The organism is Collinsella aerofaciens (assembly GCF_964243765.1).
GTDB classification, from domain to species: Bacteria; Actinomycetota; Coriobacteriia; order Coriobacteriales; family Coriobacteriaceae; genus Collinsella; species Collinsella aerofaciens_BU.
The window spans coordinates 24,614-36,974 of the sequence record NZ_CAXTGI010000010.1 but is presented as its reverse complement, the minus strand read 5'-3'; the positions used below and the strand labels follow the sequence as shown (position 1 = coordinate 36,974).

The window sequence follows — 12,361 nt, the reverse complement described above, 5'->3', positions numbered from 1 at the left end:
ATCACTCCCCTCCTACTCGTAATCGTTCAGAATGTCGCCGAGCGGGTCGCCGGAGCCACCGCCCATGCCGCCACCCTGCTTGGCCAGATCCTTAAGGCCAAGGTAGATGAGGGCAAGGGAGATGCCGATGAGGCCAAGGGCGATCAGCGTGAGCTGAGGGATGGCAGCAAGGACAAAGCCGAGGATGAAGAACGGCCAGGTCTCCTTGGTGGCCATCATGTTGATGACCATGGCGTAACCGACGGAAGCGACCATGCCGCCGCCGACAGCCATGCCGCCGGACAGCCAGTCGGGCATAGCGTTAAGCGCGTTGGTAACAGCCTCGGCCGGGATGATGCACAGAAGCACTGCCGGGATGGCGATACGAAGACCCTGCATGAGGATAGCAGCGTACTGCCAGCGCTCGATGCCGGCGAAGTCGCCCTTCTCGGCGCAACCGTCCATGGCGTGAGCGATAGCGGTAGCCAGGGTACGGCAGATCATGGTCAGGAACAGACCAGCGACCGACAGAGGCACGGCGACGGCGATAGCGGCGGTAACGGCCTTGGCCGAATCGGTGGCGCCACCGTTGAGGGCGAGCACCATGATGATCGAAGAAGCGACCGAGGCCAGGGCGGCGTCAGGCGCGACGGCGGCGCCGACGTTAGCCCAGCCAAGGGCCATCATCTGGAGCGAACCGCCCAGGAGGATGCCCTCCTGAAGGTGACCGGTTACGAGACCGATAAGCGTGCATGCCACGAGCGGCTGATGGAACTGGAACTCATCCAGAATGCCTTCCATACCGGCAAGCAACGCGACAATCGCAACAAGCAGAATAGTGATTGCAGACATGTATCGGACCCTCCTTTACTATGCTTGAGCGGCCAGTTCGGCCTTAGCTTTCTTCAACATGGCGTCGAGATCCTCGGAGGAATCCGAAGGAACCTTGCGGACCTCGAACTTGACGCCCTTGGCCTTGAGGGCCTCGAGAGTCTTAACGTCGTCATCGCCCATAGCGACGGCGTTGGTGACGACGACCTTGCCCTTGGAGTGAGCCATGGAACCGATGTTGGCTTCCTTGATGTCGACGCCGGCCTCGATGGCCTTGAGCAGATCCTGCGGGTTCTCGAAGAGCAGCATGGCCTTGGTGTCACCAAAGCGCGTGTCCTTGACGACCTCGGCCATCTTCTTGATGGGCACGACGTTGGCATGGACTCCCGGAGGGGCAGCCTGCTCGATCATGGTCTTGCGGAGCTCGTCGTGAGCAACGCCGTCGGAAACCACGATGATGCGGTTGGGGTTGATCTGCTTGGTCCACGTGGTGGCCACCTGACCATGAAGCAGACGGGTGTCGATACGGACGTGGGCGATCTTGATGTGCCCGTCGCCGATGACCGTTCCCGGAGGGATGGCGCCTGCAGGAGCAGCGGCGGCCGCAGCCGGCTTCTTCTCCTCGGGCTCCAGAGACTCGGGCTTGACGCGCACGCCAGCCTTAGCCTCAGTCACGAGATGTTTTGCGATCGCATGTGCAGTGTTCTTTGCGTCAAAGCGCTGCGAATATGCCTCGATGAGCATAGGCAGGTTGACACCGGTGACGATAGCCCAGGAATCGTGGCCCTCGATGAGCCCGCTGATCTGGTTGAACGGCGTACCGCCCCACAGATCAACGAGGAAGAGCACCTGCTCCTGGTCCTCGAAGGAAGCGACTGCTTCCTCGACCTTGGCACGGAAGTCGTCGGGGCCCATGCTCGGCTCGAGCGAGACCACGGCTACAGACGGCTGATCGCCAAAGACCATCGAGCCCGTCTGCTTGATTCCAGCCGCCAAGTCACCATGGCTAGCAAGAACAATACTTACCATCACATAACCTCCTTTTTGTCTACGTATTTCCTACACGACAAAAAAGAGTATAGCCGCAAGTGTGGCAAAATTATAGGAAAAAATGTGAATGGTTGGATTATTTGTTTAAACGTCATGCTTTTGTTACAAGTTGGTTACATCGCTGGTTTTCAGCTATTCCTCGCTAAACATAATTAGTTTGACCATCTTAGAAAACAGATACAGGCACAGCATTCACTAATACCGATTTAAATCGGATAAGAACCTGCTTGACTCTTCGATATTTTGTTTAAACAGACGTGACTTGACTAATTTCGTTAGTTATGCTCTAGCAAACCGTCAAAAAAGAATAGTCATTGGGGACGTTCTTTAATGACTAGTCGTTTAAGAACGTCCCCAATGACTAAGTTAGGCGATGTGGAGGGGGTTGGCGGCGTCGACGGCGTCAGGAGCAGCGGGACCATCAGGGGTAGCGTCTGCCAGGTTCTCGTCGGGGGTCTCGATCTGCTTGATCATGACATCCTGGCCCTGCAGCAGATAAGTCTCGCCGCTACCGCAATGGGGACAGGTCTTTCCGTACTCGACCGTCGCGTAGTCGCGGCCGCACGCCTCGCAATGTGTCACGGCCTCAACGGGCTCCACGATAAGCTCCGAGCCCTCGGTGATAGGCTTTTTATCTGCTGCCCAGCGCCAAGCGTCGAGCAGCAAGTCGGGAACGACGCCCGAGACCTCGCCCAGCAGCAACGTCACGCTCGAAACGCGACGCACGCCATTGGCGCGCGCCACATTCTCGACATCGCGAATGATGTGATAGACGATTCCGAGCTCGTGCACTTTTATATTCCTTCCGCCGTTCCCGTTATGACTACTTACTTGCGACCGAATTTGATCTTGATGGCACGCTTGAGTGCGTACTTGCCCAGGCTGGGGAGCTTTTGCTCGTATTTGACCATCGTTGAGCACTCGGGGCGGTCGCGATCCAGATGGATGGCGTCAAACGCGCACTTGGTGGTGCACAGGCCACAGCCGATGCACTTGTTGGGGTCGACGATCGAGGCGCCGCAGCCCAGGCAGCGGGCGGTCTCGGCGCGCACCTGCTCTTCGGTAAAGGTCTCGACGTACTCGCTAAACGGCGCGGCCTTCTCGCGCTCGCGGTCCACGTGGGCAACCTCGCGGCTCGCGTTGTCGTAGCTCTCGATCACGACATCGTCGCGGTCGAGCGCGGTGTAGCGGCGCTGGTTGCGGCCGATGGTGAGCGTGGACCCCGGCTGCACATAGCGATGGATGGACACGGCGGCCTCGTGGCCGGCGGCGATGGCATCGATGGCAAAACTCGGACCGGTGTAGACGTCGCCGCCCACAAAGATGTCTGGCTCGGCGGTCTGGTAGGTCTGAGGATCGGCAAGGGCACCCTGACCGCGGCCAAGCTCCACCTTGGAGCCAGCCAGCAGGTCGCCCCACACAATGGACTGGCCGATGGACATGACCACGCGGTCGGCATCGACGCGGCGCAGGTCGTTCTCGTCGTACTCGGGCGCAAAACGCCCCTCGTCATCGTAGACGCGCGTGCAGCGCTTAAAGGTGATGCCGCGCACATGACCGGCCTCGTCCAGATGGACCTGCTTGGGGCCCCAACCGCAGCTGATGTGCGCGCCGTCCTCGATGGCCTCGCGACGCTCCTCCTCGCTGGCGGGCATCTGGGCCTCGCTCTCCAGGCAGAACATCTCAACATGCTCAGAGCCCAGACGGCAGGCGTTGCGCGCGACATCGATAGCAACGTTGCCGCCGCCCACCACGATGGTGCGGCCGGGCAGCGCGTCAATCTTGCCGCTGTTGACCTCGCGCAAGAAGTCGACGGCCACGGTCACATCCTCGGCATCCTCGCCCGGAATACCGGCAAGGCGGCCGCCCTGGCAGCCAATGGCAACGTAGAAGGCCTTAAAGCCCTGCTCGCGCAGCTCATCGAGCGTCACGTCACGGCCGACCTCCACGCCATAGCGGAACTCGGCGCCCATCAGGCGAATGATCTCGACCTCAGCCTCGATAACGTCCTTTTCCAGCTTAAAGCTGGGAATGCCATAGGTGAGCATGCCGCCCGGGCGCTCGTTCTTCTCGAACACGACGGGCTTGTAGCCCTTCTCGGCAAGATAGAAAGCACAGGACAGGCCAGCCGGGCCGGCACCGATGATGGCAATCTTCTGATCGAAGCCGCCGGCGCGCGTCGGCGTCACCACGGACGGGACATAGCGGGTCGCGGCATCCAGATCGCGCTGGGCGATAAACTTCTTGACCTCGTCGATAGCCACGGCGGCGTCCACACGGCCGCGGGTGCAGGCATCCTCACAGCGGCGGTTGCACACACGGCCGCAGATAGCGGGCAGCGGGTTCTCGCGCTTGATGAGCGCCAACGCCTCGTCATAGCGGCCCTGCGCCGCGAGCTTCAAATAGCCCTGAACGGCAACGTGCGCGGGGCAGGCCGTCTTGCAGGGCGCGGTGCCGGACTCATGCGTCTCGATGCGGTTGTCGTTGCGGTAGTTGGGCGACCACTTGGTGTGGTCCCACTTGGTGGCATCGGGCAGCTCCTGGCGCGGATACTCGGGCACGCGGCCGCCGGCCTTTTTGCTACAGAGCTTCTGGCCCAGTTTGGTGGCGCCGGCCGGACACACCTCAACGCAGCGACCGCAGGCCACGCACTTGTCCTTCTCGACCTTGGCGACGTAGGCCGAGCGCGACAGGTTGGGCGTGTTGAACAGTTGCGAGGTGCGCAGGGCGTAGCACACGTTGACGTTGCAGTTGCAGATGGCGAAGATCTTGTTCTCGCCGTCGATATTGGTGATCTGGTGCACAAAGCCGTTGTCCTCGGCCTGGCGCAAGATGTCGTAAACCTCGTCGCGGGTCACGTAATGGCCACGATCGGTCTCAACCACGTAGTCGGCCATATCGCCCACGGCGATGCACCAATCGGCCGGGTCGTCGGCGCAGCCCTCACCCATCACGCGACGGCTCGCGCGGCAGCTGCAGGTGCTAGCGGCATATTTGCCATCGTATTTGTCGAGCCAATGCTCGATATGCTCGATCGGCACCGAGGTGCTCGCGGCGTCGATAGCCTTCTCGACCGGAATGACATGCATGCCGATACCGGCGCCTCCGGGCGGCACCATCGGCGTGGCCTTGGACAGCGGTCCCTTGGACGCCTGCTCAAAGAACTTGGCATAGACCGGATGCTCCTCGAGCTGGCTCACGCGCATGTTGAGGAACTCGGCGGAACCCGGCACCAGCATGGGCAGCACCCACTGCTTGGCGCGCTCGGGATTTTCCCAGTTGTACTCGAGCAGACCCGTGTAGCTCATGTCGTCGAGCATCTTCTCGATATCGGCCTCGGGCATGCCGGTGAGCTTGACCATCTCGGGCAGCGTGTAGGGACGGCGCATCTTCATCTTGCAGAGCACTTCGGCCTGCTCGTCGGTTGCGGCCTCGGCAAACGACCAGTACTCGTAGCCCAGCAGCTCGTCGCGATGCAGCAGGCGGTTGGTGCAGTGCTCACACAGCTTGACAATGGCCTCGCGCGGATGCTCCGGCAGCGGCGGCACGAACTCCGCGCCGATATCGGGCTCGGTGTAGCTAATCCCCGGTCCGTTGAGAATCATGGTTGTCCCTTCTCTTGCCGCAGCCCGACGAGGCCGCAGCGCCCCTCTTTTTTTGCAGGCCGGGCATGCCCCCATGCCGTTCACCCGCCATTGTTGACATTGTGTCAAAAACAGTATTGACGAACCGTCAACAATATTCAAGACTGTTAGGTGAACGGTCGGGCTCAAACGGACGAAAGGCGGCAAAACATGGGCGGCAAAACAGCAGATACCTCTGTGGTCGATGCCGTCCCCGCATCCGATAGTGCGGCAAAGCGCCTGACGGGCGACGAACGCCGTCGCGAGATCCTCGATGCCGTGCGCACCGTAAGCTCCGAGCTGGGCGTGTCCCACCTATCGGTATCGGCCGTGACCAAGCGAGCCGGCTGCACGCGTTCATTGTTCTACCACTACTTTGCCGATATGGATGCCGCCGTCACCGCCGTCATGGACGAGGCGATCGACGGCTTTATCGCCGAGCTCGAGCAATGGAACGCCAGTCGCACGGTTGGCGACATCGAAGGCGCGCTCGACACCGTCGCTCCGCTCTTTAAGCGCCTGGTCGTGAGCGGCCACGAGCTGCCGAGCACGCTCACCTCGAGCAGCGGTGCGCTCTACGGCGGCTTTCTGCACAACGTGGTCCAGCGCGTGGCGCAATACATTTGCGACACCACCGTGGTGGACTTTGTCGCCCATCACGACCTGCGCATCGACCATGTTTACGAGACGTTCTACACCCTCATCATGGGACTGTTGATGTATATCCGCACGCACCCCGATGTGCCCGACGAGACGGTCAAGGAGATTATCGCCTCGACGCTCCACATCGAGGGCTACACCGCCAAGTATCCCGAGCGCAAGCCCAGGAACTGACGATATATGGCCAAACTGCCCGCGTCGGAAGAGGGGCCGCGGGCGTATGAAAGGAGAGCAGCATGCTGTTCGATGTTTGGGGTAGCGATACCCTTATCCACTGGGTCGGCTGGGCCATGGTCTTTATTGGCCTGATCGTGCTCAACGAGGTCGGCCGCCGCACCAAGCTGGGCGCGGCAATCATCTTTGGCGTGGCTCCGCTGGCCATGACCATCTACTGCGTCGCCATCGCCATCGGCGTCTCACAGGGTGCCGAGTGGGCGCTCACCAACCCCACCCATGTGTACCAGAACAGCTGGTTCCACTACGCCAAGGTATACGCGGCGCTGGCCGGTTGCTGGGGCTTCATTGCCATTAAGTACCAGTGGGGCAAGATCGGCAAGGCGCATTGGTTCCGCGCGTGGCCGTTTGTGATCGTCGCCATCAACATCTTGATCGCCGTCGTGTCCGACTTTGAGAGCGCCTATCACTTCTTTGTCCTGGGCGAGTCCACCTGGGTCACCTCCGAAGGTGCTACGCAGCTGGCCGGCTGGAACAACGTGTTCAACGGCATCGCCGGTCTCATCAACATCTTCTGCATGACCGGTTGGTGGAGCGTCTACGCCTCCGAGGACAAGACCGATATGCTGTGGCCCGACATGACCTGGGTCTACATCATCGCCTACGATATCTGGAACTTCTGCTACACCTACAACTGCCTGCCCACCCACTCCTGGTTCTGCGGCTTTGCGCTGCTGCTGGCGCCCACCGTCGCCGCCTTTATCTGGAACAAGGGCGGTTGGATCCAGAACCGCGCCTTTACGCTGGCCATTTGGTGCATGTTTGCCCAGGTGTTCCCCTATTTCCAGGAGGAGTCCATCTTTGTGACCCACTCCACGCTCGATGCAGGCGCCGCCACCGCGGTCTCGATTGTCGCGCTGATCGCCAACATCGCCGCGATCATCTACATCGCCTACCGTGCCAAGAAGCTCGGCCGCAATCCCTACAAGCAGGATGTCTTTGAGGGCACCAGCGATTGGGAGAAGGCTACTGCTCGCCGCGCCAAGGTGGATTACGCGCACGCCGAGTAACATGCCCGGCGCAAACGCCGCTTGAATGTGAAGTCGCCTGGCCGACTCCGCGCAATGCAACGTATTGCATGCCCCCGGAAAGCGATTTGTCCGCTTTCCGGGGGCTTTTTGCTGTTGCGCGCATCCACGCACACATTCAAAACCTCTCGCACAGATAAAATCAGATTTCCGATCGCCTGACAGCTCTATATGACCTTGTTTTTGGGTACATTGTTGTCCCGATATTGAGCTTGGGGGATATATGAAAGATGAGACGATGGGCCAAGAGGATGCGACCCAAGATGCAGAAGCTTGCGCTGAGGCCTTGGAGAGCTTAGACCGGATTTCACTCGATGAGATTGCGTTTGACGATTCGGGCGTTGGTGTGCAGGATGAGCCGGAAGCCGAGGCGCAGTCCGATGATCAGGATGCAGATGACGTTGAGCCTGCCAAAGATGAGGCAGGTCACGAAGACGCCGAAAGCGAGGCCGGCAATCAGCCCGAATCCGACACGGGCGAGGAAACCGTCTTGCTCGACAGCTTGCCGGCCGAGGATTCGCTGACCCGCGAGCTTCCTGGCCTGGGTTCCGCACCAGCCGTGGACGAGACCATCGCCATGGGCGATATTCCCCTGCCGTCCGTTCCCTCGGCACGCGAGGCCGAGGTTCGCCATCGCAAGATGTCGCCCAAGCGCCGCAATCTGATGGTCGCCGGTGTCGTGGCCGTCGCGCTCGTCGCCGGCGGTGCGGGCTATGCTGCCTGGAACGGATATCAGCAAGAGCAGGCTGCCGCTGTCGCTGCCAATGCCCACACGATGATGTCGGTGCAGATTGGCGTACATGCCGCGGGGCTCGACTGTTCCACCGGCTCCAAGATTCCCGTACAGGTGAGTGGCCAGGATTCTGACGGATCCTCCGTAAGCGAAACACTCTATGTTGACGAGCACGGCCGTGGCATCAAACTACTACCCGGTGACTACACGCTCTCCATCGCTGCCTCCCCCATCGCGGCCGACGGCACCATCTATACCGTCCCGACCACCAAGACGCAGGTCACCGTTAAGAGCGATGGACAGGACCTAAGCAGCCAGGTCACCTTTAAGCTCAAGGTGCCTTCGGCCGACACGGTAACCGACGACCAGATCGATGCCGCCGCCAAATATGCCGAGGAGGGCGGTGCGAGCTCCTCCGCCACCGCCAAGGTGCTCCAGCAGGCGGCAACCGCGCGGCGCGACGCCGCCGTCAATGCCGTGAGCGCGCAAAAGGCACAGGCGGCCCGTGATGCCGACGCCCGTCACAAGGCAACCGACCTCTACCAGTTCGATATCCCCGTCGAGTGGTACGGCAAGGTCGAGACTTGGCAAAATGGCAGCACGCTATGCATCTATCTTGCCGGCGACAGCGATACGCCGATCGTGACGCTCGTCGCGGTGCGCGAGGGCGAGAGCTTTACGCCCGATGAGGGCGATACGGTTTTGGGCGCGGCCAACCTAGGCAACGGTTATACCGTCTACGCCAGCGGCCCCGTCTATCCGTACGTGGTACCCCAGACCATCAACGGGCGCACGCAAGATCCCGTGTCGACCTATCCCATGGACACCGCCATTGAGCTTGTCGAGCTTACGACCGGCAACCGCTACACCTACAGCCAGATCAAGAACGTACTGGTCGGCAAAGACGGCAAGGCCGACGCTGCGACCAAACTAGAGACCGACTACCTCGCCCAGATTCTCCTGCCGAGCATCAAAGCCCAGGACTAGCCGTCTGCTCCGCCCAGACCAGTCTTTTTGGGACGGGGCTATTTTAGCTACCCCGTCCCAAATCTTGATTAGCGGATAAGCAAGATTGATGTGCATCTTGATTAGTAGCTAAGCAAGTTTTTCCGCTGCCGCTCCCCCGAAGGATGTCGAACGGCTGAGGCAAAGATAAATCATCGGGCAGGTAGGACGGCAAAAGGAGCTAAAAAGCCCCGTCCCAAATGAGCTGGTTTAGCGCCAGGGGTCGGCTTCGAAGAGGGGCTCGCGCTCGGGGCGGCGATCGCTGTAGGGATCGTAGCCGTCGTCGTCCTCGTTCTCGGCGCGGATATAGGGGTCGCGCGGCTTGGGTGCCGGCTTAGGCGCAGACTTGGGTGCGGCGGGTGCGGCATCGGTCGCCGGCGTGTTCGTCTTGTTCTTGTCTGTCATCTGCGCATCTCCTTGCATCGCATCCGTTCAACATCATCGATTGTCGCACGAAAAAGGGCGGCGGACCCCATTGGATCCGCCGCCCTTGGCGTTTAGAGACGGCTGGCAGATTTTAAGGCATGTCCCATAAATCTACTCGGCGTCGGGGACCTCGTAGGTGGCCGCCGGCGTGTTGTCGCACACGACGGTAAAGCCGCCGTCCTTGTCGGCATCGACCGTCACCTGATCGCCCTCGCGCACCGTGCCGTCGATGATGGCGGCGGCGATGGCGTCCACGACCTCGCGCTGGACCAGGCGCTTGAGCGGACGGGCACCGAACACGGGGTCCAGGCCACCCACGGCGAGCATCTGCTTGGCCGCCGGGGTGATGGCAAGCGTCATGCGCTCCTTGGCCAGACGCGCGCGGACGTCGGCAAGCTGGATGTCGACGATCTTCTCGATCTGCGCCATGCCGAGCGGATGGAACACCACGATATCGTCGATACGGTTGAGGAACTCGGGGCGGAAGGTCTGAGCCATGGCGGCGTCGACCTGATGGCGCATCTCCTCCTCGTCCTTACCGGACAGATCGGCGATGGCCTTGGAGCCCACGTTGGACGTCATGATGATAATCGTGTTCTTGAAGGACACCTGGCGACCCTGGCCATCGGTCAGACGGCCGTCATCAAGCACCTGCAACAGCACGTTAAAGACATCCGGATGAGCCTTCTCCATCTCGTCGAGCAAGATTACGGAGTACGGACGACGGCGCACGGCCTCGGTGAGCTGGCCGCCCTCGTCGTAGCCCACGTATCCCGGAGGCGCACCGATCAGACGCTGGACGCTGAACTTCTCCATATACTCGGACATGTCGATACGCACAAGCGCGCGCTCATCATCGAACAGGCACTCGGCCAGCGCCTTGGCGAGCTCGGTCTTGCCTACGCCGGTGGGGCCCAGGAAGAAGAAGCTGCCGATGGGCTTGTCCGGATCGGAAAGGCCCGCACGGCTGCGGCGCACAGCTGCGGCGACGGCGGAGACGGCCTCGTCCTGGCCAATGACGCGCTTATGCAGCTCGCCCTCCAGGCCCTTGAGCTTGTCGAGCTCGCCCTGCATCATCTTGGACACGGGCACACCGGTCCAGGCGCTCACGACCTCGGCAATCTCGTCGGAGGTCACCTGCTCGTTGAGACCCTCGCCGTCCTGCTGCTTTTGTGCCTCGAGCGCGGCCTCGGAATCCTGAATCTGCTGCTGCAGACCCGGAATCACGGAGAAGCGCAGCTCGGACGCACGACCCAGGTCGCCGTTGCGCGTCGCGCGCTCCTCTTCGCTCTTGGCCTCGTCAAGCTGGCCCTTAAGCTCCTGCACGTGGTCGATGGCGTTCTTTTGGTTGAGCCAGCCGGCCTTTTGCACGTTGAGCTTTTCCTGGACCTCGGCAATCTCCTGGCGCAGAGCTTCCAGACGCTCCTTGGAGGCGTCATCGGTCTCCTTCATGAGCGCCTGCTCCTCGATCTGCAGCTGGGTGAGCTGACGCGTGGTGGCGTCGATCTCGACCGGCATGCTGTCGAGCTCCATGCGCAGGCGGCTTGCGGCCTCATCGACCAGGTCGATGGCCTTGTCGGGCAGGAAGCGATCAGCGATGTAGCGATCGGAGAGGTCGGCGGCGGCCACGAGCGCGCTATCGGTGATATGCACGCCGTGGAAGATCTCGTACTTCTCCTTGAGGCCACGCAGAATCGAGATGGTGTCCTCGACGGTGGGCTCGGAGACCATCACGGTCTGGAAACGTCGGGCGAGTGCCGCGTCCTTCTCGATGTACTTACGGTACTCGTCGAGCGTGGTCGCGCCGATCGCATGCAGGTCGCCACGGGCGAGCGCAGGCTTGAGGATGTTGCCGGCATCCATGGAGCCCTCGGTGGCACCCGCGCCCACGATGGTGTGGAGCTCATCGATGAACAGGATGACCTTACCCTCGGATTTTTGTACTTCCTTGAGCACGGCCTTCAAGCGGTCCTCGAACTCGCCGCGGTACTTGGCGCCGGCGACCAGCGCGCTCATGTCGAGCTCGATGAGGTCGCGGTCGCGCAGGGTGCTCGGCACGTCGCCGGCCACGATACGCTGGGCGATGCCCTCGACGATGGCCGTCTTGCCGACGCCCGGCTCGCCGATGAGCACGGGGTTGTTCTTGGTGCGGCGCGACAGTACCTGGATGGTACGGCGAATCTCGTCGGTACGGCCGATGACCGGGTCGAGCTTGCCGGCGCGGGCGAGGTCGCAGATGTTGCGACCGTACTGCTCCAAGGCCTCAAACTGCGTCTTGTCCTCGGCAGACGTCACGCGGTCATCGCCGCGCAGCTCCTCGTAGACTTGCTCGATGCGCTCCTTGGTCACGCCGGCGTCACGCAGAACGCGGCCGGCCTCGCCCTTGTCCTCGGCAAGTGCCATCAGCAGATGCTCGGTCACCACAAAGCTGTCGCCCATCTTAGTGGCCTTCTTTTCGGCCTTCTCGATGACGCGGACGAGCTCGTTGGACAGGCCCATCTGCTGACCCTCGCCCGAAACCTTAGGCGCGTGGTCGATGGCATCCTGCGTGGAACGTGCGAGCTGGGCCGGGTCGGCACCGATGCGCTCGATGATCACGGAGATATTGCGCTCGCCGGCGCCGAGCAGGGCAGACAGCAGGTGAATCGGCTCCACCGCGCCGGCCTGCGCGTCGGCAGCCGTGCTCATGGCGGTCTGCAACGCCTCGCGTGACGTCATTGCTAGCTTATCGATTCTCATGGAATCACCTCTCTTGGGGTGGCCGCCCTACGGGGCGGCTTCACGTTGTTCGA

Annotated in this window: 9 protein-coding genes; 3 read left to right on the top strand and 6 right to left on the bottom strand. The window is 61.5% G+C overall.

Annotated elements, in window-relative coordinates; genetic code table 11:
• Nucleotides 1–12: 12 nt before the first annotated feature.
• The 4 genes from ACESSC_RS07735 to ACESSC_RS07720 form a co-directional block, all read right to left on the bottom strand.
• Nucleotides 13–831, bottom strand: coding sequence for a PTS mannose/fructose/sorbose transporter subunit IIC (locus ACESSC_RS07735; RefSeq protein ID WP_022094171.1), 819 nt, complete (start codon nucleotides 829–831; stop codon nucleotides 13–15).
• A gap of 18 nt (nucleotides 832–849) precedes the next feature.
• On the bottom strand, nucleotides 850–1,839 hold the full coding sequence (locus ACESSC_RS07730) for a PTS sugar transporter subunit IIB (protein ID WP_346973823.1): 990 nt from the start codon (nucleotides 1,837–1,839) through the stop codon (nucleotides 850–852).
• Between the two features lie 387 nt (nucleotides 1,840–2,226).
• Nucleotides 2,227–2,652, bottom strand: a complete 426-nt coding sequence (locus ACESSC_RS07725) for a hydrogenase maturation nickel metallochaperone HypA/HybF (RefSeq protein WP_195645408.1) — start codon at nucleotides 2,650–2,652, stop codon at nucleotides 2,227–2,229.
• A gap of 35 nt (nucleotides 2,653–2,687) precedes the next feature.
• The gene (locus ACESSC_RS07720) at nucleotides 2,688–5,465 is read right to left on the bottom strand and encodes an FAD-dependent oxidoreductase (RefSeq protein ID WP_373162311.1); all 2,778 of its coding nucleotides are present in this window, start codon (nucleotides 5,463–5,465) and stop codon (nucleotides 2,688–2,690) included.
• Nucleotides 5,466–5,654: 189 nt separating this feature from the next.
• On the opposite strand from ACESSC_RS07720, the gene ACESSC_RS07715 reads away from it, so the two are divergent.
• The 3 genes from ACESSC_RS07715 (at nucleotide 5,655) to ACESSC_RS07705 (ending at nucleotide 9,125) form a co-directional block, all read left to right on the top strand.
• Nucleotides 5,655–6,317 carry a TetR/AcrR family transcriptional regulator gene (locus ACESSC_RS07715; RefSeq protein WP_117790308.1) on the top strand — a complete coding sequence of 221 codons (663 nt, stop codon included), beginning with the start codon at nucleotides 5,655–5,657 and terminating at the stop codon, nucleotides 6,315–6,317.
• A 62-nt stretch (nucleotides 6,318–6,379) separates the two neighbouring features.
• On the top strand, nucleotides 6,380–7,387 hold the full coding sequence (locus ACESSC_RS07710) for a DUF5692 family protein (protein WP_373162309.1): 1,008 nt from the start codon (nucleotides 6,380–6,382) through the stop codon (nucleotides 7,385–7,387).
• A gap of 241 nt (nucleotides 7,388–7,628) precedes the next feature.
• The gene (locus ACESSC_RS07705) at nucleotides 7,629–9,125 is read left to right on the top strand and encodes a hypothetical protein (RefSeq protein WP_373162308.1); all 1,497 of its coding nucleotides are present in this window, start codon (nucleotides 7,629–7,631) and stop codon (nucleotides 9,123–9,125) included.
• Nucleotides 9,126–9,353: 228 nt separating this feature from the next.
• Here the strand turns inward: ACESSC_RS07705 and ACESSC_RS07700 are convergent, their stop codons facing one another.
• On the bottom strand, nucleotides 9,354–9,548 hold the full coding sequence (locus tag ACESSC_RS07700) for a hypothetical protein (RefSeq protein ID WP_373162307.1): 195 nt from the start codon (nucleotides 9,546–9,548) through the stop codon (nucleotides 9,354–9,356).
• A gap of 132 nt (nucleotides 9,549–9,680) precedes the next feature.
• Nucleotides 9,681–12,308, bottom strand: a complete 2,628-nt coding sequence (gene clpB / locus ACESSC_RS07695) for an ATP-dependent chaperone ClpB (protein ID WP_373162306.1) — start codon at nucleotides 12,306–12,308, stop codon at nucleotides 9,681–9,683.
• Nucleotides 12,309–12,361 lie beyond the last annotated feature (53 nt).